Raw genomic sequence first — 20,900 nt, forward strand, 5'->3', positions numbered from 1 at the left:
GGCTGGCAAAGTTACCCCGCCCGCCACCACCCTACCACTGCCACTGCCAGCAGCAGTACGACTAATAGGGCCGCGTACCGGCCCACTTGCTTGTATACCCCCAGGGGCTGCAGCTGGGTATCGGCCCGCAGCATTGCCGGACCATAAAACGGGTCGTCAACGGGGCGGGCGGTGGGCAGCAAGCGTTCACCGCCGCTTATCACCAGCTTTAGCTGCGGGCGCAAGGTGTCGTAGCGAGCCGTGCGCGGATTGAAAAATGGCAGCTGAAGCAGGCTGTCGAGGGCCAGGGCGCCGGGGCGCTGCGTCACCAACCGATAGCGAAAGCTTTTCTGGATTCGCCCATCCGGCAGCGTATTATCCCGAATATCGGGACCATATACTTCCAGGCCGCTCCGTGGGCGCAGTGTAGGGGGCAGCAGGGCCGCCGCATTGCCGCTCCCTTCCACGCCAAAGGTGTACGTGAAGGCTTCCCCGGTGCGAAAACGCGTACTGCTGATACCCTCGTGCAGCACGTAGTCGCCGACTATTGCGCCACCTGGGGCGGGCAGTGGGCGCACAGCTACGCGCAGCACCGGTGCCACGTAGGTCTTGTACATAGCCAAACGCTCATTTTCGCCGGGCTGCGGCTTTTTTAGTAATTTGAACTTCGTGAGCGTGAGGCTCAGCGCCGGAAACTGCAGGCTCTGCGGGGTAAGCGGGTAGTAGGTGCCGGCCGCCAGCCGGAAGCGCAGGTACACCTGCCCATTGGCGCGGCGCACGCTGTCAGGCAGCACGGAGGGGTCAGCCACGGGCACCTCCCAGGTAGTAGGCTGGCGCAGCTGCCGCAGTAGCTCAGTAAGCTGATTGTTAAAATCGTAGAAATTAAGCAGCGCCTGGTCGGCCGGCCGGAGGTAAAAATACAGACTCACCCGCACGCCCTGCCCCACAAATACACGCTCGTGGTCGGCCTCCAGCACCAGGGAAGCATCATCGGGCGGCTCGTAGAAGTACTTCGGCTTGGGCTTGCCCAGCAGCTGGTCGAGCGAGCCTACGCCCGTACCGGGTGGGGCTGCCCCGACATCGGGCGCCGGCAGGGCAGGGCCCACCCGTACCCGGCCGCCGGGGCTGGGCAGCACCTGGCCATTCACGGTCAGGGAGAAAGGCGGCACCACGTAGTCGCCTTCGGTATAGGGCAGGTAGCGCTGCTCCACGGTGAGCTCGGTGCGGTGGCCCCCGCCGGGCAGCAATTGCGTAGCCGTAGTGGTGGCCTGCCCGCCCTTGCGAAACCCTTCGATTTCGGGAAAATCCGAATGGCTGACCAGCGGAGCACCCCGCAGCCGGAAGGCCAGCTTTAACGGGCCAGCCAGCGAAATCGCAGCGGGCACCGGCAGGAGTACGGCTTCGCCGGGGGGCCGCGCTGCCGGCTGGGCCTGCAAAGCCCGGCTGCTCAGCAGCCACCAGGCCAGCCATAGCCACCAGGCAGCTCCAACCAGTATTGCTCGTCGCGCTATCAATTTAATAGAATGAAAATCCAGGCCATCTGCGAAGCTCGTACGTGTCCGTGCTTCTTTCCTCCGGGCGAGTCAGCTTTTTTCGCTATGCTATTTTTACCAAAGCCATAAACGTACGTTATTCTAACAGTCTACTCCGGCAGGGAGCGCTATAATATTAATAAATTTTTATATATTATGAAAACGGCCAGTCTTTGCAGACTGGCCGTTTTGCTGCTGTGGGCTGGCCCGCCCCGGCCTGCCCGCAGCATTGGCAGGCATTGAATCGGCTTGCCGTAATAATAAATCACTACATAATCGGCCGGCGCGAAAACCCGTCTGGCGGAGGTGCTCACTCCTGGGCTTAACGCAACCACGCGCTGGTCAACGCGCTGTCAACTTGCATATTATCGCGAGGCAGCTACTGACAAAACCCGGTTGTATCGACGCGGCTTACCCGGCAAAGCCCCACGCCCGGTAAGCCGGCTTACGTGCGTTTGCCTGGTTTTTCGGCCCTCTAAATTCCCTCTTGGGAATCCGCCCCGGCTACCTCAGCGTAGATTGATGTGGAAGCCAAGTTTGGGCGACGCGCATTAGTGGGCAGCGTTCCGGCAAAAAGGCTGCAATGACTTATTATAGGTAAAGTAAACATTCAAAAAGTCTTATTATTCTGCCATTAAAGCAAGTCTGCTATGCGGCTTTATTTTTAGATTTTTTTATCCGACTTATTTTTAATAACCCGCCTGTTGGCAAAGCACTTACACCGAAAAGACTGTCTAGTCCGGGGCAATAAAAACCTGCCGCCCACATATCCTTAACCGGTCAGGGCCGTAAAGGGCTATCAGCAAGCCCAAAAACGGGGTTGGACTATTGCTATACATAGCTTGGCCAGGTAGTTTGAGTAGTCACTTTAGTTTCTCTTTTTTCCTTTTCCTTTTTTATGTCCAACATCATTTCCTCCGGTCCAGCGCTACAGGGGCCCGACCTTGATAAGCCGCTGTACACGCCCATCAAGCGGCGCTCCTTCTTTATGTATGCTGGCGCTACCGCCGGTGCCACTGCCCTGGTTTTGGCTGGCTGCAGCAAGAGTGACTCCTCGCCGGGCACGGTAAGTGTCGGGAGCGGCGACGTAGGAGTACTTAACTATGCCTACGCCCTCGAGCAGCTTGAGGCGGCCTTCTACACGCAGGTTCGCACCGGCTCGTACTACACGAACGCCAACGCTGCCGAAAAGCAGATTCTGGACGACCTCTACTACCACGAGGTAATTCACCGTGATTTCTTCAAGGCCGCCATTACCGGCGCCGGCGCTACGCCTATCAAGGCCCTGACGCCCGACTTCTCGAAGATTGACTTCACGTCGAAAAGCTCGGTACTTGGCGCTGCGCAGGCTTTTGAGGACCTGGGCGTGGCCGCCTATAACGGGGCGGGCAAGTTTATCACCACGCCGGCCTACTTGGTTATCGCCGGTAAGATTGTTTCGGTTGAAGCTCGGCATGCAGCCCTTATCCGTGACCTTGTGCAGGAAGGCAACTTCGTCGGAGGCGATGTTATCAATCTGAGTGGCAACAACAATAACAACGGTCTGAGCCCATTGAGCACGGAGTATTCCAAACTGCCTTCGGTAGTAGTAGCTACGGCCAATACCTACCTGGCTGATGGCTCGAAACTCGATGTTTCCGGCCTCGGCTAATCGGCAGCTCCGTCCTAATTCCTCATCTTCCTATCCACTATTGCCATGAATTTTTTTCATATCCTTTCCGAAATCGAGAAAGTTGACCCGGAAGTTTACGAGCGTCTAGATTCTCGCCGTTCGGTATTCAAAAATATGGGCGGCCTGGGCCGTACCCTGTCGGCTGCCGCGTTGCCACTTGCGCTGGGGGCTATCTTCAATAAAGCCTACGCCCAGACTTCCACGGCAGCTACGGTGCTGCAGGTGCTGAACTACGCCCTGAAGCTGGAGTATCTGGAAACTACCTTCTACAACCTGGGTATTGGTACTACCAGCTCCAACACCGGCACCAGCGCTACCCAGTCGGCACTGCGCGGCCAGTACAGCGCTACCAACCTTTCTTCGCTCGACCTTATCCGGGTCGACGAGAATAACCACGTCAACGACCTCATTGCTACGATTAAAGCACTGGGCGGCACTCCTATCAACGCTCCCAGCTCCACGCTGGTCCTGCCGGGTGTAACGGCCGACTTTGACTTTACCGGTGGCAAAGGCACGGGTGCAGGTCCTTTCAGCGGCGCTAGCTTCGTATTCAGCAACCCGGCCGTTTTCCTGGGAGTAGCTCAATCGCTCGAAGACACAGGCGTACGGGCCTATAAAGGCGGCGCTACTGCCCTGATGAGCAACCCGAACGTATTGACGACGGCGCTCAACATTCACTCGGTAGAGGCTCGTCATGCTTCCCGCCTGCGCACTATGCGTCGCGGTGGCGTTACGAACAATGCCGCTTCCAGCGTTGCCCCTACCAACCCCAACTCAGAAGCCGACCGTTCGGCTTCGCCAAAGAGCTGGGTATCGGGTAAAGACGGTGGTGGAGCAGTTCCTTCCGTAACAGCTCCTATCTACGGCCCCGGCGCCGACCCAACCAACTACCCCGGTGAGGATAATATCACGCAGGGCGGTGTTGCCTTGTCGTCGTCTACGCTAACAGCTACTTCGGGCTTCCCGGCACTTTCATACTCGGAGGCTTTTGATGAGCCCTTGGATATGGCTACCGTAGTAACTATCGCCAAAACGTTTGCTACTACTACCAGCAAGTTTTTCGACCAATAGTCGGTTGAATACCTACCTAAAAAGAGGGCTTGCCAGCAATGGCAAGCCCTCTTTTTAGGTAGAAGAGTGGCTGTACTGGCGGGCTGCCGGCTTTTGGGCCGGCAGCCCGCTCGTTAATCGCCCGATTTTGGACGCCCGAAGAGCGGACAGCCGGCTAAAAACCGGCAGCCCGCTCTTCATTCGCGCATTTGGAAACGGCGCTAAGCTGTATATCTACCTGGGAATCGCGCCAGGAACCCAACGAAACAGAGTTATGGATTACCAGTTACCCCTGCGTATACGCTTCCCGAGGCTGCGCCAACTTTTCCTGCAATTGGTTTTAAGCTTATTAGCAAGCAGCCATTTGTCCGGATAATTGTTATTCGATAAGCTTGTTCTTGGGCAGGCTACGTTGAAGGAAAAATCAATAAAAACTTAGTAACTTACTATTGGCATCCGGAAAAACACCCACTTTAAAAGTGGCCAAAGGCGCTTTTGAAGCCTTATCGGCCTTTTTTCCGTATAGCGCGCACCTACCTACTTACCTCTCTTATTCCCACCCGCTATGTTAGATTACGTAAAAACGATTTTGCTTAAAGTCAGCTTCAGCAAAATCCTTTTTGAGAAAGAGCTGCGCAAGGCGCTGCGGCAAATTTTGCCCGATGAGCTGCCGGCCTTCAAAACGTGGTGCTACGAGAAGTTTGCCCGCCTCTACCGCCGGGTGTTAAAGCGGGTTTTTACCCAGTACAGCACGCTGCCCAAGCTGGCGGCTTAGCTCTGCGGCTGGCTGGGGTCAGTAACGAACCGAATGTTGCGCTTCAACCCCTCGTAGCCCGTGCGCTTGAGCGGCGATTGGCGAAACAGCTCCTGAAAAACTTCGTGGGTAATTTCCTGCCAGTCAGTGACTGACAGTTTATTCAGTTCGGGTCGGGGCTGAAACTGGGGCTCCTGCGTGGCCTTTGAAAAGCGGTTCCAGGGGCACACATCCTGGCAGATATCGCACCCAAATACCCAGTTGCCGAATTGCCCGGCCATATGTTGTGGAATCAGCTGGTCTTTCAGCTCAATGGTAAAGTAGCTGATGCACTTGCTGCCATCGACCACGTAGGGCTCGGTGATGGCCTGCGTGGGGCAGGCATCAAGGCACTTGGTACAGGTGCCGCAGTAGTCGCGAATGGCCCCGTCGTAGTCCAGCTCCACGTCCACAATCAACTCGGCAATGAAATAGAACGAGCCTGCGCCCGGCGTGATAAGGTTAGCATTTTTGCCGACCCAGCCCAGGCCGCCTTTTTTGGCCCAGGCCTTATCGAGCACCGGCGCCGAATCGACGAAGCAGCGCCCGCTGATTTCGCCAATGTTGGCCTGCATATCGGCCAGCAAGGTTTTCAGCTTGTCTTTGATGACAAAGTGATAGTCACGCCCATAAGCGTACTTACTGATTTGCAGCGTTTCGGGCGGCTGTTGGGCTTCGGCCGGCGGGTAATAGTTGAGCAGTAAGGAAATCACCGATTTAGCGCCATCCACGAGCAGGCGCGGGTCGAGGCGCTTATCGAAGTGGTTTTCCATGTAGCTCATTTTTCCCTGCATGCCCTTCTTAAGCCAGTTTTCGAGGCGCGGGGCTTCTTCTTCCAGAAACTCAGCCCTGGAAATTCCGCAGGCCATGAAGCCCAACTCAGCCGCCCGGCGCTTGATGTAGGGTGTCCATTCGGCGTGCAGTAACATAGCTTTTGGGCAAGTGAGCTGTAGCATTGACGCTGCGAGTTCGCGCGTGAGAACATTGTTCAATGATACCACGCGCGGACTCACAGCGTCTGCGCTACACCTTTTACGATGTAATCTCGGCGAATAAGTCGCCCGAATTGCCGCGCAGATGCTGGGGCAATAGGCGCCCCAGATGCTGGTAGGCAGCTTCAGTAGCCTCGCGGCCCCGCGCCGTGCGCTTGATGTAGCCTTCCTGAATGAGAAAGGGCTCGTACACTTCCTCAATGGTTTCGCCCTCTTCGCCACAGGCCGTGGCGATGGTGCTGATACCCACCGGGCCACCCTTGAACTTGTCGATGATGGTGGTAAGAATACGCTTGTCCATATCGTCGAGGCCGCGGGCATCCACATCGAGCGCATTGAGGGCAAACTGGGCGATATCGACCGTAATGATGCCAGTGCCCTTTATTTGGGCAAAGTCGCGGGTGCGGCGCAGCAGGTTGTTGGCAATGCGGGGCGTACCGCGTGAGCGGCGGGCAATCTCAAAGGCCGCATCTTCGTGGATGGGGGTACCCAGAATTTCGGCTGAGCGCTTCACAATGGTAGTCAGCAGCTTAGAGTCATAATACTCCAAGCGGGCCGAGATACCAAAGCGGGCCCGCAGCGGGGCCGTGAGCATACCCGAGCGCGTGGTAGCGCCGATGAGCGTGAAGGGCGACAGCGAAATCTGTACCGAGCGGGCATTGGGGCCCGAGTCGAGCATGATGTCGATGCGGTAGTCTTCCATCGCCGAATACAGATATTCTTCCACCACCGGATTGAGGCGGTGAATCTCGTCGATAAACAGCACGTCGTGCGGCTCCAGGTTGGTGAGCAGGCCGGCAAGGTCGCTGGGCTTGTCGAGCACCGGGCCGCTGGTCATTTTGATGCCGGCACCCAGCTCATTGGCAATGATGTGCGAGAGCGTGGTTTTGCCCAGGCCGGGCGGGCCGTGCAGCAGCACGTGGTCGAGGGCATCGCCGCGCTGCTTGGCCGCAGCTACGAAGACTTTCAGGTTTTCCAGGATTTTATCCTGGCCCGTAAAGTCATCGAAGCTGAGCGGGCGCAGGGCTTTGTCGATGTCCTTATCGGTGGTATCGAAGTGGTCGGTGCCGCCAGTTAGAAAGGCTTCGCGCATGGGATAGGCTATAGTTTGCGTGTCGAAAGATAACACATTGCGCCGGGTCATAGTGCCGAATTTTAGCAAAAAATACTAGTGGCCGAGCCGACTTACTAATTCAATTAGCTACTAGCGGGTAGCGCCCTCCTCCAGCCACGCAGTGGCCCAGTGGTGCAGCTCCTGCTCGGCCGGCCCAAACTCGCGCTCGTAGCGCCGCAGGCCGAAATGGCGGCATACCAGCCCAATGCCCCCAAAAACCGCCAGCCACAGGGCTATTTTCCAGCTGTCGGCCAGCTCATGCACGTGAAAGCGAGGCCAGTATAGCAGCAAGCCCCCTACCCCTACCAGCAGTACGTAAGGCACCGCCAGCCACCGGAAAATAGCGCGCCGAAACCGAAAGACCCGGAGCGAAGCCTGCACGTAGGCCTGGCTAGCGAGGCCCGGCTGGGCCGCCTGCCGCAGGGTAGTGCCCCACCACATGCCCCCGATAAACCCCAGGAGCGTGCCGGCCAGCAACAGCAGGCCCCAAAGCTGAGTAAGGACGGGCGGCCCTGACGTGAGCAGCCGCGACACCACAAATCCGCCTAACGATAGCAGCAACAAGCCAGTGGCCAGCCAGTTGCGCCGCCGGCCAAAGCGATGCAGGCGCTCAGCTTCGGCCAGTAGCGAGGCTGTGGCGGCCGGGACACTAGTAGCAGGCAGCGGGCCGGACTGCTGCTGCCAGCTTTGCTGTAAGTCAGAAAAATCCATAAGGCAGAGAGGTTAATCAGCAGCCAACGCGGGCATTACGCAGGCGGCAAGTTTCTTTTTAAGACGATTGAGGCGCACGCCTACGTTGCTCACGCTGAGGCCTAGCACGTCGGCAATTTGTTGATAAGAAGCATCTTCGAGGAGCAGCGACACCAGCAGACGGTCGGGGTCGGGCAGCAGGACAATGCAGTGGTGAAGCTGGTCGAGCAGCGCTTGCCGAGTGCGGGACGCCTCGCCCGAGTCGGCGGGCAGGCGCTCGGCCAGGGCATCGGCCGGGGGGCCGGCGGGGCGGCGCTGCTCGCGGCGCTTGAAGAGCAGCGCCGTATTCACGGCCACGCGGTAGACCCAGGTGCTGAGTTGGGCCTCGCCCCGGTAGCCGGGCAGGTGCGTCCAGAGCTGCACCAGGATATCCTGGTACAGGTCTTGGGCCGCAGCAGGGTCTTGGGGCAGGTAGGCCCGGCAAATACGGCGGAGCCGGTCGTGGTTGTCGGCCACCAGGGCCGCAAACTGCTGCTCCAGGGTGGAAGCAGCGGTGCTCATTGGGGCCGGGCAGGATGCTGACTGAGGCTAGCCACAGGCGCGTTCAGCACGTGGTCGAGCTGCTGAAAGTACCACTCGGGCGCATCATACTGCAGGAAGTGGCGGGCCGTGGGGTGCATTTCAAGCGTCAGGTGCGGCACGGCAGCATACTGGGCGGCGTAGGCTTGGCGGCACTCGGCGGCACTAGCAGTGGGCTTTTGCAGCAGCAGGCGGGCGGTGGCGTCGCTGCCCAGCACCAGCACGGGTATAGCGAGGCGGGGCAGCTGCGGGCGCAGGTCGGTTTGCAGCATTTCGGCGGTGGCCCTGCCCAGCGCGGCGGGGTCGGAGGATAGGCGCTCGGCCAGCAGCTGGCGCAGGCGGGCCGTGTCGGCTACGGCGGGGATTAGCAGCTGGCGCTGCAACTGCGCAAATTGCGCGGCTGGCAAGCTGGCAAACTGCTGCCCCAGCGCTGCCGGACTTGGTGTAGCCTGGCGCACCTGCGCCTCGGTGAGCTGGGGCTGAGCAGCGGCAGCACCGAAAGGCAGCGCATCCAGCACAATAACCTGGCTAAACTGCGTAGGAGCGGCGGTAGCCAGCTCCAGGGCCAGAAAGCCTCCCAGGCTATGGCCTAGCAGCGCTGGCCGATGCAGCCGTTGCTGTGCCACATAGGCTAGCAGTTCTTGCCGGGCGGTAGCCAGTAGCGGCCCTGCCACCGGGGCTTGCCCCGCAAACCCGGCCAGCGACACCACGTGGCACTGGTAGCGCCTGGCATAGCGGGCCAAGGTCTGGTCCCATACGGTGCCCGAGCAGCCCAGGCCGGCTAGCAGCAGTAAGGGCCGCCCCTGCCCCACCACCCGCACCCGAAACGACGCATGGCTCTCCGGAGCCGAGAGCTGGCTGGTTGGCTGACGAACCGCAGCAGGCTGCAGGTTGAAGGAATGCGGAAGCGGGCGCAGGGCCAAGCAGGCATAGGCCAGCCAGGCAAAAGAATTAGGCATGATAAGCGAAGAAAAATAGGTGAGAGACTGCGTGAGAGCGAGCGGTTCCGGAGCCGTTTCTAGTCACTTAGTTTCTCCTCACAGTATTTTCTTACAGCTTTGCGCAAAAAAAATAATACACCCTGGCATGGTGTCGCCATTGCCTACCGCTTAATAAGGCAGAAGCAACTTCCTCTACTTAAAACAAAGTCCTGTCTTATTTCGCCTTATCGGCCCACAGCACTTCAATTTCCAGGTGGAGCCAGTCATCTTCCCAGGCCTTGTGGGCCAGGCGCGCGGTGAGCGGGTAGCCGGCGTCGAGCAGACGGGCCACGGTTTCGTTGCGAATTTCGGGTAGGTACCCTAGCCAGATGGCGGCTTTGTCATCGGCCGCGCCCGAGTGGACTTTCACCGCCCAGTCGTCATACTTACTGTCGGCTTCGCGCTCGAGGCGAAGCGTTTGGCCGACTTTGAGCGACTTTTCCTGCTTGGGTAATTCGGGGCGATGGGAAGTGCCGGCAACCAGGCATTCCAGCAAAACGAGGGGCGTAGCGGGCTTCATGCGGGCAAATTACGGCCCGAGCAGGTAAAGCCGCGAAAACCCAGCCTTAAAAAGCCCGTCGCGCTGAGCGCGACGGGCTTTTTAAGTTAACATATAGCAAATTTCTAATCCTTCAAATCGCCGCCTTCCACGTTGCGCTGGTCGAGGCGGTCGGGGGCTTTGTTACTGTTTTGCTCGGTATCGTGGCCGCGCCGGCTGGCGCCCTGGCCGCTGCTGCTGATGTGGGCCGCTATGCCGTTGCTGGTGCCGTCTTCGGCCTGCACGTTGGGGTCAAAATTGCCATCGCCCGAGCGGGTGCGCAGGCGGTGGGCCAGGTCGGGGTCGGGGCCACCCTGGCGCATGTCGTCGCCTTGTTGGCGGTAGGCTTCTTTGTCGTGCTCGCGGTGCTCGGCGCGGCGGCTGGCAGCGTTTTCGTGGTGCTGGTCTTCGGGCTCAGTCGTCATAATACAGGAAATAAATGGGTGAGGTGTGCTTAGCTATACGCACAGATAGCGCAGCTAGTTAGCTTTCTGCCATTAGGTTAGCTCAGCAGTCCTAATCCCTGCTGCGAGCACTTGAGCTTTCCCACCGATTTATTATTCATCTTTACTTCATGAATAAATACCTCACTCTTGCTGCCCTAGGGCTGGTTGCGGCTGCCTCCTGGGCTTCTTATCCCGGCAGCGTCGCGCCGACCGGCTACCTGATGGTAATAGGCAGCGGCCGGCCCGGCACCGAGTCGTACGTACCGGAGATTACCACCATCCAGCCCGACGGCCAGGAGCAGGTGCAGCGCCTTACCTCCATTAAGGTGGGCACCGAGCGCAACAGCACGGCCGCCGGCGTGGCGCTGCATCGGGCCGAGCTCTTGAAAGTCAATGAGCTAGCTGCGCACGGCTGGCGCGTGGTAAGTGTGGCCCAAAGTACCGTAGGCGTGGGGGCCACCACCGAAACGGTGTATCTGCTGGAGCGGCGTTAAGGGCAGTGCCCTAGCCGCCCGGTGCGCTAATCCATACCCAGGTCGTTGACGAAGCTACTTTCCAAGCGTATTTCCTCAACCGGCACCCCCTAGGAATAGCTTGTAATGCCGATAACGGCTTGCTCCACCTCATAGTAGCTACCTAGCGGCGGCACTAGCAGCTTCTCGTAGTTGGCCGCTATTGTCCAGTCGATTAGCTCGGTCAGGGTTTGGGTGTGCCAGTAGGGCGTCTTGGGAAGCTGCCGGCCGGTCAGCACTTCCCACAACGCTGGTGAAGCGGAGAAAGTAGGCGGGGCTGCCAGCGGCGGCAGCACTAGCCCGTAGCGATTGCGCAGTGCGTACCGATACGATTTAAGCGCCTGTGCATCGGGCAGCGCCTCTCGAAGCGGCATGGCTTCGGCGGTGGCGGCCGGTAGCTCGGCCAGCAGCTGCGCAGCTACGTCGGCCCGCACCGCCGAGTATCGCTGCCCCGCTACCCCTAGCTGTTGGCTGAACCACGTGGCTACGTCGCCTACCGTGTAGAGCTTTTCGGACACTGCGTCTGGTATTTCAACTCCGAAATAGCGTTCGAGGCTGTATATTAACTCTACTGTATCGAGGCCCATATTAGCGTCGCATTAATGCCAATTGCTCCCGCAATAACGACATTGCTCAGCTTGAGCGGTGCGGGCCAGGCGGTGGCAGCGAGGGCACTTGTTGAGTAGTGCATCACCGCCATGCTCGTCGTATATTTTTTGCGCAATGTGCTCGCGAACAGCCGACGTTCCATCTTCACATAGAGCCAATGCTTCTACCGCACCGCTCGACAACCAACCAGCACGTATCATATCGGCCCGCATCCGCTCCCGAACAGACTTATCCTGTATGGCTGCCAGCTTCTCAAAGTCCAGAAAGGCCCGAATCGTTGACATATTCGGCCAGACAAGCTTATCCGAATGTTCTCGAATAAGATAGTCAACCAATTCCAACTCCATGGCACTCCCTACTTAAACGCCTGAATACCCGTAATGTCTGCGCCCGTAATGAGCAGATGGATATCGTGCGTGCCCTCATAGGTCACTACCGATTCCAGGTTCATCATGTGGCGCATGATGGGGTACTCGCCCGTGATGCCCATGCCGCCGTGAATCTGGCGGGCTTCGCGGGCTACGTGCAGGGCCATCTCGACCGAGTTGCGCTTGGCCATCGAGATTTGAGCGCTGGTGGCGCGGCCTTCATTTTTGAGCACGCCGAGGCGCCAGGCCAGCAGCTGGGCCTTCGTGATTTCGGTAATCATCTCGGCCAATTTCTTTTGCTGAAGCTGAAAGCTGGCGATGGGCTTGCCGAACTGCTCGCGCTGAAGCGAGTATTTCAGGGCCGACTCGTAGCAGTCGATGGCCGCGCCGATGGCACCCCAGGCAATGCCGAAGCGGGCCGAGTCGAGGCAGCTCAGCGGGCCTTTCAGGCCCTCCACGTTGGGCAGGATATTCTCCTTGGGAATCCGAACGTTGTCAAACACCAGCTCGCCGGTAATGCTGGCGCGCAGGCTCCACTTGTTGTGAATTTCGGGGGTGGTAAAGCCTTCCATACCGCGCTCCACGAGCACGCCCTTGATGCGACCCTGCTCGTTTTTGGCCCACACCACGGCCACCTGGCACTCGGGCGAGTTTGATATCCAGAGCTTGGCCCCGTTCAAAATATAGTGGTCGCCGGCGTCCTTGATGTTGGTAGTCATGCCACCGGGGTTCGAGCCGTGGTCGGGCTCGGTAAGTCCGAAGCAGCCCAGCCATTCGCCGCTGGCCAGCCTGGGCAGGAATTTGCGGCGCTGCTCCTCCGAGCCGTAAGCGTAGATGGGAAACATCACCAGCGAGCCCTGCACCGAAGCCGTTGAGCGCATGCCCGAGTCGCCGCGCTCAATCTCCTGCATAATGAGGCCGTAGCTGATGTAGTCGAGCCCACCGCCGCCATATTCCTGCGGAATAGTGGGGCCGAAGGCACCCACCTCGCCAAACTTGCGCACGATTTCCGACGGGAAATGTGCCTGCTGCGCCCACTTCTCAATGTTGGGCGAAATCTCCTTTTTAACGAAGTCGCGGATGCTCTGCCGCACGAGGATATTCTCCTCGGTGAGCAGGCCGTCGAGGTCGAAATAGTCGGTGAAGCCGTTGGCGTTGGTGCTGCCCTTTTGGGCAGTGTGGGCTTTAGCTTCGGGCGAGAGAACGTCGGCAATGGAAGACATGGGCGGGTGGGCTGAGAGGTTTCAGACAAAGATAGCCAGGCGGCGAATCGCGCCGGGTAGTTCTAGCAAGCCAGCTGCGGCACCGATACTACGGCCAGCATCAGCGCCAGCTCATCGCCGGGCACCGGGGTAGAGCCCACGGGTGCGGGTACCTCAACCAGCGCCGTGCTGCCGGCCAGGCGCACGCGCAGCAAGCCACCCGGCAGCACGGCCTCTACCCTGCCCTGCACCAGCGCCCCGGCCGGCGGCCCGGCTGGTGGCTCAGGGGCACTCACGCGCCGCACCCGGCCCAGGTCGAGCTCCACCACGCGGTGAGCCAGCCGGGCAATCTCGGCAGGGTCGTGGCTGATAAGCAGCGTAGTGAGGTTGAACTCGCGGTGTATGTCGGCCAGGGCCTGCTGCAGGCGCTGGCGGCTGGGCCCATCCAGGGCCGCCAGGGGCTCGTCGAGCAGCAACAGGCGCGGGCGGCGGGCCAGAGCGCGGGCCAGCGCCACGCGCTGCTGCTGCCCGCCCGACAAAGCAACCGGGCGGCGCTCGGCCAGCTCATGCAGCTCCAGCAAACTGAGCAGCCCGGCCACGAGCTGGCGCGGGTGGGGCTGGCCGGTGGCAGCGAAGGCCAGGTTTTCGCGCACCGTCATATTCGGAAACAGCGCATAATCCTGAAATACAAAGCCCAGGGGCCGACGCTGCGGCGGTAGCCAGTGCTTGCGCTCGTGGCTGTACCACTCCTGGCCATCGACTTGCAGAAAGCCGCTGTCGGGCCGGCTGAGGCCTGCCAACAGGCGCAGCAGCGTCGTTTTGCCCGCCCCAGAGGGCCCACTAATGGCCAGCAGCTCGCCCGGAGCCAGGGTCAGGCGCACGTCGAGCGTGCGCGGGCCGGCAGCAGTATGCAAGGCTTTGGTGAGGTGAAAGTCAATCACGGGCAATCAGGCGAGGCGGCGGGCCGCATCTTTTTTGGTAAACCAGTACAGTGCTACCAGAATAACGAAAGCTACCGCCAGCAGCGTAAGCGCGTAGGCATTGGCCTGGGCGTAGTGCAGGCTCTGTACCTCGTCGTAGATGGCAATGGACGCCACGCGCGTACGGCCGGGCAGGCTCCCGCCTATCATCAGCACCACCCCAAACTCGCCCAGCGTGTGGGCAAAGGTGAGCACGACGCCGTTGAGCAGGGCGGGCTTCATATTGGGTAGCAGCACGCGCCACAGGGTAGTAAGCCGCGACTTACCGAGCGTATAGGCCGCCTCCGTGAGTGAGCCCGGCAGCTGCTGAAACCCCGCCTGCAAGGGCTGAACCATAAAGGGCAGGCTATATACTAAAGAGCCTATCAATATGCCGCCGAAGGTAAAATTCAAGCTCATGCCCAGCCGACCAATCAAAAAGCGACCCAGAGCCGTGCTGTCGCTGAACGCCAGCAGCAGGTAAAACCCGATAACGGTGGGCGGCAGCACCAGCGGCAAACTCACCACCGCCTCTACCAGCGGCCGCAGCCGGCTGCGCGAGCGGGCCAGCGCGTAGGCCAGCGGCAAGCCCACTACCAGCAGCAGCAGCGTGGTACACGCCGCCAGCGCCAGGGTTAGCCGCAGGGTTTGCCAGTAATCGAGGGGCATTTTAACTACTGATAGTTAGCTTATTAACAAAATTCCAGGCGCTATTATGAGCCTGGCGGCAGCCGGTAGCCTGCTATTAGTTACAGAATAAACCCGTACTTGTGCAATGCCTGCCGAGCTACGGGCGTAGCCATGAAGGCGGCAAAAGCGGTGGCCGTGGTATTGGTCCTGGCACGCTTCAACACCACATAGCGCTGCTGCAAGGGCGCATGAGCCGCCGTTGGAATAAGGTAAAACCGACCCGCCCGGCGCAGCTCGGGGCTAAGTGCCAGCGAGTAGGCCAGCAGGCCCACTTCGGCCGCGCCGGTAGCGGCGTACTGGGCCGTCTGGGCAATGTTTTCGCCCATTACCAGGCGCGATTTTACCTGGTTGTAGAGCTGGTAGTAACGCAGGGCTTCTTCGGCGCGCTGGCCATAGGGCGCGTGGGCGGGGTTGGCAATGGCAATGTGCCGCACCTGCGGGTCGAGCAGGGTATTCATGCCTTTGAGACTGGGGTTCAGCTTCTTGCTCCACAGCACCAGGCGGCCCTGCGCATAGAGCTGCGGTGCCCCCGCCGTAAGGCCCTGCTGCTGGAGGCGTAGCGGGTAGTCGCCATCGGCTGAGAAAAAAATATCGAACGGCGCGCCGTGGCTAAGCTGCTCGTAGAACTTCCCCGATGAGCCATAGACCACCGTTGCCGGACTGGCCGGATGCTGGCGGTTGAAAATCGTCACCAGCGAGTCGAGCACGTACTTGAGGTCGGCGGCGGCGGCGATGGTAATGGGCGCGGGGCCGGCCGGACCCAACGGGGCCGCCCGCGTAGGCAGCCAGCTGCTCAGCAGCAGAAACGCAAGCAGAATTCGGAACATAATAAGCAAGCAGAGCAACGGGATGCCACCGTTATATATGCAAAGATACAACCCTGCCTAACCCAAGGTTTTGAGCATGAAAAAGCCTGGCAGCGGGGCCGCCAGGCTTTTCTGCTGATGAGCCAGCAAAATGTTACCAGCGCAGATTCAGCGAAGCCAGGAAGTTTTGCCGGGCCTGCGGATAGAAATAGCTTTGGTAATACGCCTGCCCACCGTAGAGGTAGCCATAGGTGTAGCCGTTGTTGACGTAGGTAGCGCCCAGCACATTGTTGACCACCGCCGCCAGCTCAATTTCGCGAAAGCCTAGCGTTGCGGGGTGCCAGAGGTAGCGCAGGCGCACATCCTGCACGTAGTACTGCGGAATGCTGCGGCTGTCGGTGGCCGTGTTGTCGAGGTATTGGCGGCTGGCGTAGCGGGCCAGGGTAGCCAGGCGCAGGCCGGGCACCAGCTCATATTCCAGCGTGTAGGCAAAAGTGAGGCTGGGCGAGAAAGATATATCAGTTTGCTTATATTGCGTACCGTGCTCCACGGAATTCTCGTCGGTCAGGTAGTCGGTATAATTGTTGATTTTATTACGACTGACGGTAGCCGTGGGGCTGAAGGTGAGCCCTTTGGCCAGGCGGGCAGCAGCTTGCAGCTCAATACCGGTGCGGTACGAGTCGCGCACGTTGGTATGGATGGGGTTGCCCACATCGTCGAGGCGGCCCGAGAGCACGAGCTGGTCGCGGTACAGCATCAGGTAATAGTTAGCCGACCATTGAAAAGCGCCCGTGGTGTGGCGCAGGCCCACCTCCAGGTTGTGCAGCTTTTCGGCGGTGGGGCGGCGCTCGGCGGGGGTATCGGTATAGTCGGTGCGGGTGGGCTCGCGCTGCGCCAGGGCATACGAGGCATACGCGGCCACTCCATCCTTCACCTGATACGTAAGGCCCGCCTTCGGATTGAGAAAGTCGAAGTTGATGGTTTGCTGGCTTTTGCCGCCGTTGGGGCTGCCGTCGGGCGCAAACAGCTCGTAGCTGACGTGGCGGTACTGCACGTCGCCAAACGCCGACAGGTTGTCGCTGAGCGCCACCGTGGCACGGACGTAGGTATTCACATCCAGCTTGTGGGCGTTGGGCTCCGAGTAATAGGGCGTGCCGGTTTCGGGAATGTTGTTGCCGCGCTGTGCCCAGGTCAGCTCGTCGTAGTGCTGGCCCCGGTAGCCTACCACGGCGCCGCCCAGGGTAGCTTCGGAGAGCAAGCCGCCGGCAGCGGGCCGCAGCTGCAAGGCGTAAGTAGCGCCGTAAAGGTCGGTTTTGAGCCAGCGGCGGCGAATAACGTCGGTAGTAGTGAGCGTATCGAAGCCACCGGCCGCGCGCGGCTGGTACACCGGCCCTGAAATGCCGTACATGGCAAAGCTCTGGTTGGCCTTGTACTCCTCGTAGTAGCCACCGCCGCGCGTCCAGAAAGGCGTCACACTCAGGTTGAGCTTCGAAGTTAATTGCCTTGAAATCAGAAATTGATAATAGTCCTGCTGGTAGTTATCGGTCTGGTTTTTATAGGCGGGCTGGTGCTGGCCGGCGTCGGTGCCCGCCTCGTTGTAGCGGCGGTTTTTAGTCAGCAGCGAGTCGGCTAGGCCGTACCAGGCCTGGTAGGTCGTTTCATAGCCCGTGATAACGAGGGCGCGCAGCAGCGTTTTCTCATCCGAATAGGTACCGGCCAGGTACAGCGACTTCAGCCGCGACCAGCCCCGGTCGATGTAGCCGTCGCTTTGCACCCGCGAAGCCCGCGCATCGAGGGTAAAGTGGCCATTGAGAAGGCCGGTGCCGGCAGCCACCGTCGTTTTCCAGGTGCCAAACGAGCCGGCCGAGTTGTTGATTTCGGCGTAGGCTTTGGGCCGCAGGCCCAGGGTTTCCACGTTCAGGCTGGCCCCGAAGGCCCCCGCGCCGTTGGTACTGGGGCCGGCGCCGCGCTGCACCTGGATGCTCTGGATAGACGAAGCCAAATCGGGCAAGTCAACAAAGAATACGCCGTGGCTTTCGGCTTCATTCACCGGCACCCCGTTGAGTGTCACGTTGATGCGGGTACCATCAGTGCCCCGGATGCGCAGCGCCGTGTACCCCACGCCGGTGCCCGCGTCGGAAGTCGTCACTACGGAGGGCGTCTGGTCGAGCAGGTAAGACAGGTCCTGGCCAAAGTTGCGGGCTTGCAGCTGCTCGCGGCTTACATTCTGGTAAGTGGTAGCGGTGCGCTCATTGGCGCGGGTGGCCGTTACCACCGCCTCGGGGGTCAGGTTGCGGGCCGTGCGCAGAGCCAGGGGTGCCAGCTGCTGCGGCCCGGCCTGCCCTTGCAGGGCCTGGCTGATGGGTTCGAAGCCCACAAAGCGCACTTGCAGCGTGTGCGCCCCGGCCGGCACGGCCGGCAGCGTAAACGCGCCGCTGGCATCGGTAGTGGCGCCCAGGGTAGGCTGGTCGAGAAGCAGCACGGTGGCACCGGGCAGGGCAGCGCCCGTTTGGGCGTTGGTAAGGGTGCCGGACACGGGGCCTTGTGCCCACGCCGGCGCGGCCGCCAGCGCCAGCAGCGCTGCTCCCGCAGAGAGTATCGTTTTCAAACGGTAAAAAAGGGATAAGGTAGAACGCGCCCGGGCCCCAGGGGTCGGTGCACAGGCGGAAACGCTCGTGGATTGTTTTTTCCCGACGCCGGCATTACCCGGTTCCGGTTCAATGGGTGTAATCTCAGCCAGCCAGGATTTTCCTGGTCAGCACCCCTAAACATGCCGCAAAGATAGCGCCCTGCCAACGTTAAATGGGCATAGTACCGCCAGGTGTGACTGATTTGCTGGCTATCAGCTATCTTAGCATAGTGCGGCAGCCAGCAACGGAAGACGGCCTCTTTGCGTTGAGGCTAGGCAGCAATCGAACGGTTTTTCATGTCCTCGCTATCGGCCCTTTGTTATGCACCAGCTTTTGTGCGCCCTGTTTTTGCTGGCCGTTTTCACCATGTTTGTGGTGATGCCCAAGCGGCGTAGCATACCGCCGCCCCCACCGCCTTCTTCCGATGGCGACGACGGGGGCGGCGAGCCCCACGACCCCGGCCTGCCCGATATCGACCTGCCGCCCGGCATCTCGCGGCCCATCAACGACTGGGAGCCCGACTACAACCGGCGCCGGCCGGTGGAGGTATAGGGTGTCAGCTAATTACGAGGGCCAATATTAGCCTATTTCGATACTATAGCGGGCAACAAACGTCTGGCCGGGCACTACGGTCAGGATGCCTTCTTTGTCGCGCAGCTCCTGCGCGGGGCCGGCCAGACTAGCCACGCCCTGCCAGGGCTCAATGCAGACGAAGCCGGCTCCGGGGCCTTTGGTCCAGAGGCCGAGGTACGGAAAGCCGTCGAACTGCATGCGCACGAAGGGGCCGGTTTTATCGGCCTTCTGCAAGGTAAGGCGCGTAAAATCGAAGTGACTGAATACCAACGCATCGTCGGCAAATAAGTCGTAGCTCAGCGGCAAAAGTGCTGGCTGGGTGGCCACCGGAGCTGTTTCGCCGGTGCGCAGGCCGCCGCGCAGCAGCTGGCGGCGCAGCGCCACGGGGTGGTCGAAATGAAACGCATACTCGCTGAATTGCTCGCCCGCCTCGGGCCGCAGCGGGCAGCGAAACGCCGGGTGTGCCCCAATGCTAAATAGCAGCTCGTGCGGCGCTGCGGCGGGGTTGCGCACGCGCCACTCCACGGTAAGGAGGGTATCGCGCAGCTCGTAATGGACCCGCAGGTCAAACTCGAAGGGGAAAACGGCCCGGCTGCTTTCGCTGGCCATGAGCTGAAACGTGAGGCTGCCCGCCTCGTGCCTGATGAGCTGAAATTCCTGGTCGCGGGCAAAGCCATGCTGCGGTAGCTTATACAATTGGCCCTCATACAGATACGAGTCATTGGGCAGCTTGCCTACGATGGGAAACAGCAGCGGCGCGTGGCGCGCCCACTGCGCCGGGTCGGCGGGCCAGATGTAATCGCGGCCCGTAGCCAGGTGCACAAAGCTGGTAAGCTCGGCACCGTGGGTGGAAACTTCGACGCGGGCGGTGGCAGAGGTCAGGGTAGGCATGGGTAGAAAAATTAAGCTGAAGCTTACCGGAAAGCAGCTAGCCGCTATACGTGAGGGAGCCGGCTAGCGCTTTGCCAGCAGCGCGGCTACGGCTGTGGTAGCCTGCGCCAGGCGCTCGGCGGGCGGCCCGCTGATTTCGGCAAAGGGCCAGCCCCGGCTTTGCAGCTCGGCCAGGTACAGCCGGTAAAAGTGCCAGCGCTGGGCCGGGTCGGGATGCTCGCGCAGCGGGTCGGGCGTCCAGGGCAGGTCGGGGGCCAGCAGCAGCGTCAGGGCGTAGCGCGGCTTAGTCAGCTCGGCTAGTATCCAGGCCGGGCAGGCGCCAAAAGCATTTTCAGCCCATATTTTCAGCACCAGTAAATCGGTATCGCAAAAGAGCAGGCCGGTGGCCTGGGCCGCGGCCACGTCTTCGGCGGCCAGCTGGCTGTGGGCAATGGTTTCGAGGTCGGGCAGGGCGTAGCGGGCGCCGTTTTTTTCGAGGTACTCGCGGGCGTATTCCGGCACGAATACGCTGCCGTAGTGCGCGGCCAGCTGCGCCGCCAGCGTGCTCTTGCCCGCCGATTCGGGCCCGGTAAGCGAGACTTTTTTCAAGGAAGTAGTTGAAGCCAGGAATGAAACACGCTCCTTTTTCACCTCCTCGCCCCAGCCTGTCTGGGTCAGCTTTTCCTGCTTCATTCTACGCGCGCTCTTTTGGCATCCTTTTTCCACTCCCAGTAGCCATAAATAGCCAGCGCCAGATACAGCGCATACAGCAAGCTGGTCGGATACAAGTGCTTGGCCCACAGAATAGGGACGTAAACCATATCAACCAGTATCCAGAGCCACCAGTTTTCGAGGCGCTTGCGCATGAGCAGAAACTGCGCTACAATGCTCACGCCCGTGGTAAAGCTATCTAGGTACGGAAAGGCGGAGTCGGTGTGGTGGCGCAGGTAGTAGCCGAAGCCCGCCGTGTAGGCCACGGCAAAGGCGGCCGACAGCAGCCACTCGGCTGGCGTAGTGTGCGTGACGGCGAGCGGGGTTTTGTTGCGCCCGCCATACAGCCACTCGTACCAACCATAAGCGCTGAGCGCAATAAACAAACCCTGCAGGTTGCGGTCCGAATACAGCGCCGCGTGGTGGTAGATGGCCACGTAGAGCAGGCAGCTGACAATGGCAATTGGAAAATTCCAGAGCGACTCGCGAGCCGCCAGCCACACGCAGGCAAAGCCCGTGAGCACGGCCGCCCATTCGAGGCCGGTAGTGGCGCGCACGGCGGCCAGAATATCGGCGGGCAGGCTCGCAAAAGCAAAAAGCAGCAT

The 20,900-nt window shown here is 60.3% G+C and carries 23 protein-coding genes and 1 riboswitch; of the genes, 5 read left to right on the forward strand and 18 right to left on the reverse strand.

Annotated features, from left to right (window positions below):
* Positions 1-11 precede the first annotated feature (11 nt).
* Positions 12-1,493: a BatD family protein gene (locus tag F6X24_RS01185; protein ID WP_191906406.1), complete on the reverse strand. Its 1,482-nt coding sequence runs from the start codon at positions 1,491-1,493 to the stop codon at positions 12-14.
* 916 nt (positions 1,494-2,409) lie between these two features.
* Between F6X24_RS01185 and F6X24_RS01190 the strand changes: the two genes are divergently transcribed.
* The 3 genes from F6X24_RS01190 to F6X24_RS01200 all read left to right on the forward strand — a co-directional run bounded on the left by F6X24_RS01190 (position 2,410) and on the right by F6X24_RS01200 (position 5,008).
* Positions 2,410-3,162 carry a ferritin-like domain-containing protein gene (locus F6X24_RS01190; protein WP_151085905.1) on the forward strand — a complete coding sequence of 251 codons (753 nt, stop codon included), beginning with the start codon at positions 2,410-2,412 and terminating at the stop codon, positions 3,160-3,162.
* A gap of 45 nt (positions 3,163-3,207) precedes the next feature.
* On the forward strand, positions 3,208-4,254 hold the full coding sequence (locus F6X24_RS01195) for a ferritin-like domain-containing protein (protein ID WP_151085907.1): 1,047 nt from the start codon (positions 3,208-3,210) through the stop codon (positions 4,252-4,254).
* A gap of 544 nt (positions 4,255-4,798) precedes the next feature.
* On the forward strand, positions 4,799-5,008 hold the full coding sequence (locus F6X24_RS01200; RefSeq protein WP_151085909.1) for a hypothetical protein: 210 nt from the start codon (positions 4,799-4,801) through the stop codon (positions 5,006-5,008).
* Here the strand turns inward: F6X24_RS01200 and queG are convergent.
* The 7 genes from queG to F6X24_RS01235 form a co-directional block, all read right to left on the reverse strand.
* On the reverse strand, positions 5,005-5,955 hold the full coding sequence (gene queG / locus F6X24_RS01205) for a tRNA epoxyqueuosine(34) reductase QueG (RefSeq protein WP_151085911.1): 951 nt from the start codon (positions 5,953-5,955) through the stop codon (positions 5,005-5,007). The genes F6X24_RS01200 and queG overlap by 4 nt on opposite strands.
* A 103-nt stretch (positions 5,956-6,058) precedes the next feature.
* Positions 6,059-7,111: a Holliday junction branch migration DNA helicase RuvB gene (gene ruvB / locus F6X24_RS01210; RefSeq protein WP_151085912.1), complete on the reverse strand. Its 1,053-nt coding sequence runs from the start codon at positions 7,109-7,111 to the stop codon at positions 6,059-6,061.
* 111 nt (positions 7,112-7,222) lie between these two features.
* Positions 7,223-7,843 carry a hypothetical protein gene (locus F6X24_RS01215; RefSeq protein WP_151085914.1) on the reverse strand — a complete coding sequence of 207 codons (621 nt, stop codon included), beginning with the start codon at positions 7,841-7,843 and terminating at the stop codon, positions 7,223-7,225.
* A gap of 12 nt (positions 7,844-7,855) precedes the next feature.
* Complete coding sequence (locus F6X24_RS01220; RefSeq protein ID WP_151085916.1) at positions 7,856-8,383, reverse strand: RNA polymerase sigma factor; 528 nt, start codon at positions 8,381-8,383, stop codon at positions 7,856-7,858.
* Positions 8,380-9,360: an alpha/beta fold hydrolase gene (locus F6X24_RS01225; RefSeq protein ID WP_151085918.1), complete on the reverse strand. Its 981-nt coding sequence runs from the start codon at positions 9,358-9,360 to the stop codon at positions 8,380-8,382. The genes F6X24_RS01220 and F6X24_RS01225 overlap by 4 nt, the downstream gene beginning before the upstream one ends.
* A 196-nt stretch (positions 9,361-9,556) precedes the next feature.
* Positions 9,557-9,901 (reverse strand): HIRAN domain-containing protein, encoded by a 345-nt coding sequence (locus F6X24_RS01230; RefSeq protein WP_151085920.1) that lies wholly within the window; start codon positions 9,899-9,901, stop codon positions 9,557-9,559.
* A gap of 104 nt (positions 9,902-10,005) precedes the next feature.
* Complete coding sequence (locus tag F6X24_RS01235; RefSeq protein ID WP_151085922.1) at positions 10,006-10,344, reverse strand: hypothetical protein; 339 nt, start codon at positions 10,342-10,344, stop codon at positions 10,006-10,008.
* Positions 10,345-10,493: 149 nt separating this feature from the next.
* On the opposite strand from F6X24_RS01235, the gene F6X24_RS01240 reads away from it, so the two are divergent.
* The gene (locus F6X24_RS01240) at positions 10,494-10,859 is read left to right on the forward strand and encodes a hypothetical protein (RefSeq protein ID WP_151085924.1); all 366 of its coding nucleotides are present in this window, start codon (positions 10,494-10,496) and stop codon (positions 10,857-10,859) included.
* 89 nt (positions 10,860-10,948) lie between these two features.
* On the opposite strand, the gene F6X24_RS01245 is transcribed toward F6X24_RS01240, so the two are convergent.
* The 7 genes from F6X24_RS01245 to F6X24_RS01275 all read right to left on the reverse strand — a co-directional run bounded on the left by F6X24_RS01245 (position 10,949) and on the right by F6X24_RS01275 (position 18,119).
* Positions 10,949-11,395, reverse strand: a complete 447-nt coding sequence (locus tag F6X24_RS01245) for a hypothetical protein (protein WP_151085926.1) — start codon at positions 11,393-11,395, stop codon at positions 10,949-10,951.
* Positions 11,396-11,476: 81 nt separating this feature from the next.
* Positions 11,477-11,833 (reverse strand): hypothetical protein, encoded by a 357-nt coding sequence (locus F6X24_RS01250; protein ID WP_151085927.1) that lies wholly within the window; start codon positions 11,831-11,833, stop codon positions 11,477-11,479.
* 8 nt (positions 11,834-11,841) lie between these two features.
* On the reverse strand, positions 11,842-13,077 hold the full coding sequence (locus F6X24_RS01255) for an acyl-CoA dehydrogenase family protein (RefSeq protein WP_151085929.1): 1,236 nt from the start codon (positions 13,075-13,077) through the stop codon (positions 11,842-11,844).
* A 62-nt stretch (positions 13,078-13,139) separates the two neighbouring features.
* Positions 13,140-13,997 carry an ATP-binding cassette domain-containing protein gene (locus F6X24_RS01260; RefSeq protein WP_191906407.1) on the reverse strand — a complete coding sequence of 286 codons (858 nt, stop codon included), beginning with the start codon at positions 13,995-13,997 and terminating at the stop codon, positions 13,140-13,142.
* 6 nt (positions 13,998-14,003) lie between these two features.
* Positions 14,004-14,684 carry a molybdate ABC transporter permease subunit gene (gene modB, locus F6X24_RS01265; protein WP_151085933.1) on the reverse strand — a complete coding sequence of 227 codons (681 nt, stop codon included), beginning with the start codon at positions 14,682-14,684 and terminating at the stop codon, positions 14,004-14,006.
* An 80-nt stretch (positions 14,685-14,764) separates the two neighbouring features.
* Positions 14,765-15,532 (reverse strand): molybdate ABC transporter substrate-binding protein, encoded by a 768-nt coding sequence (gene modA / locus F6X24_RS01270; RefSeq protein ID WP_229725274.1) that lies wholly within the window; start codon positions 15,530-15,532, stop codon positions 14,765-14,767.
* Positions 15,533-15,665: 133 nt separating this feature from the next.
* Positions 15,666-18,119: a TonB-dependent receptor gene (locus tag F6X24_RS01275; RefSeq protein ID WP_229725276.1), complete on the reverse strand. Its 2,454-nt coding sequence runs from the start codon at positions 18,117-18,119 to the stop codon at positions 15,666-15,668.
* A gap of 63 nt (positions 18,120-18,182) precedes the next feature.
* Positions 18,183-18,287, reverse strand: a riboswitch (TPP riboswitch).
* A gap of 175 nt (positions 18,288-18,462) precedes the next feature.
* Between F6X24_RS01275 and F6X24_RS01280 the strand changes: the two genes are divergently transcribed.
* Complete coding sequence (locus F6X24_RS01280) at positions 18,463-18,693, forward strand: hypothetical protein (protein ID WP_151085937.1); 231 nt, start codon at positions 18,463-18,465, stop codon at positions 18,691-18,693.
* Positions 18,694-18,720: 27 nt separating this feature from the next.
* Here the strand turns inward: F6X24_RS01280 and F6X24_RS01285 are convergent, their stop codons facing one another.
* From F6X24_RS01285 to pnuC, 3 genes are all read right to left on the reverse strand, one after another.
* Positions 18,721-19,605, reverse strand: a complete 885-nt coding sequence (locus F6X24_RS01285) for an aldose 1-epimerase family protein (protein ID WP_151085939.1) — start codon at positions 19,603-19,605, stop codon at positions 18,721-18,723.
* 63 nt (positions 19,606-19,668) lie between these two features.
* Positions 19,669-20,193 carry an AAA family ATPase gene (locus tag F6X24_RS01290; protein WP_151085940.1) on the reverse strand — a complete coding sequence of 175 codons (525 nt, stop codon included), beginning with the start codon at positions 20,191-20,193 and terminating at the stop codon, positions 19,669-19,671.
* A gap of 80 nt (positions 20,194-20,273) precedes the next feature.
* Positions 20,274-20,900, reverse strand: coding sequence for a nicotinamide riboside transporter PnuC (gene pnuC, locus F6X24_RS01295; protein ID WP_191906408.1), 627 nt, complete (start codon positions 20,898-20,900; stop codon positions 20,274-20,276).

The sequence above is a fragment of the Hymenobacter baengnokdamensis genome (assembly GCF_008728635.1).
GTDB classification, from domain to species: Bacteria; Bacteroidota; Bacteroidia; order Cytophagales; family Hymenobacteraceae; genus Hymenobacter; species Hymenobacter baengnokdamensis.

What these genes read in the sequence shown, in the direction of transcription:
- F6X24_RS01280 (WP_151085937.1), top strand. Translation starts at nt 18,463, where the DNA reads ATGCACCAGCTTTTGTGCGCCCTGTTTTTGCTGGCCGTTTTCACCATG.
- ruvB (WP_151085912.1), bottom strand. Translation starts at nt 7,111, where the DNA reads ATGCGCGAAGCCTTTCTAACTGGCGGCACCGACCACTTCGATACCACC.
- F6X24_RS01235 (WP_151085922.1), bottom strand. Translation starts at nt 10,344, where the DNA reads ATGACGACTGAGCCCGAAGACCAGCACCACGAAAACGCTGCCAGCCGC.
- F6X24_RS01215 (WP_151085914.1), bottom strand. Translation starts at nt 7,843, where the DNA reads ATGGATTTTTCTGACTTACAGCAAAGCTGGCAGCAGCAGTCCGGCCCG.
- F6X24_RS01255 (WP_151085929.1), bottom strand. Translation starts at nt 13,077, where the DNA reads ATGTCTTCCATTGCCGACGTTCTCTCGCCCGAAGCTAAAGCCCACACT.
- modA (WP_229725274.1), bottom strand. Translation starts at nt 15,532, where the DNA reads ATGTTCCGAATTCTGCTTGCGTTTCTGCTGCTGAGCAGCTGGCTGCCT.
- F6X24_RS01190 (WP_151085905.1), top strand. Translation starts at nt 2,410, where the DNA reads ATGTCCAACATCATTTCCTCCGGTCCAGCGCTACAGGGGCCCGACCTT.
- pnuC (WP_191906408.1), bottom strand. Translation starts at nt 20,900, where the DNA reads ATGCTGCTTTTTGCTTTTGCGAGCCTGCCCGCCGATATTCTGGCCGCC.
- F6X24_RS01225 (WP_151085918.1), bottom strand. Translation starts at nt 9,360, where the DNA reads ATGCCTAATTCTTTTGCCTGGCTGGCCTATGCCTGCTTGGCCCTGCGC.
- queG (WP_151085911.1), bottom strand. Translation starts at nt 5,955, where the DNA reads ATGTTACTGCACGCCGAATGGACACCCTACATCAAGCGCCGGGCGGCT.
- modB (WP_151085933.1), bottom strand. Translation starts at nt 14,684, where the DNA reads ATGCCCCTCGATTACTGGCAAACCCTGCGGCTAACCCTGGCGCTGGCG.
- F6X24_RS01250 (WP_151085927.1), bottom strand. Translation starts at nt 11,833, where the DNA reads ATGGAGTTGGAATTGGTTGACTATCTTATTCGAGAACATTCGGATAAG.
- F6X24_RS01195 (WP_151085907.1), top strand. Translation starts at nt 3,208, where the DNA reads ATGAATTTTTTTCATATCCTTTCCGAAATCGAGAAAGTTGACCCGGAA.
- F6X24_RS01285 (WP_151085939.1), bottom strand. Translation starts at nt 19,605, where the DNA reads ATGCCTACCCTGACCTCTGCCACCGCCCGCGTCGAAGTTTCCACCCAC.
- F6X24_RS01240 (WP_151085924.1), top strand. Translation starts at nt 10,494, where the DNA reads ATGAATAAATACCTCACTCTTGCTGCCCTAGGGCTGGTTGCGGCTGCC.
- F6X24_RS01200 (WP_151085909.1), top strand. Translation starts at nt 4,799, where the DNA reads ATGTTAGATTACGTAAAAACGATTTTGCTTAAAGTCAGCTTCAGCAAA.
- F6X24_RS01230 (WP_151085920.1), bottom strand. Translation starts at nt 9,901, where the DNA reads ATGAAGCCCGCTACGCCCCTCGTTTTGCTGGAATGCCTGGTTGCCGGC.
- F6X24_RS01220 (WP_151085916.1), bottom strand. Translation starts at nt 8,383, where the DNA reads ATGAGCACCGCTGCTTCCACCCTGGAGCAGCAGTTTGCGGCCCTGGTG.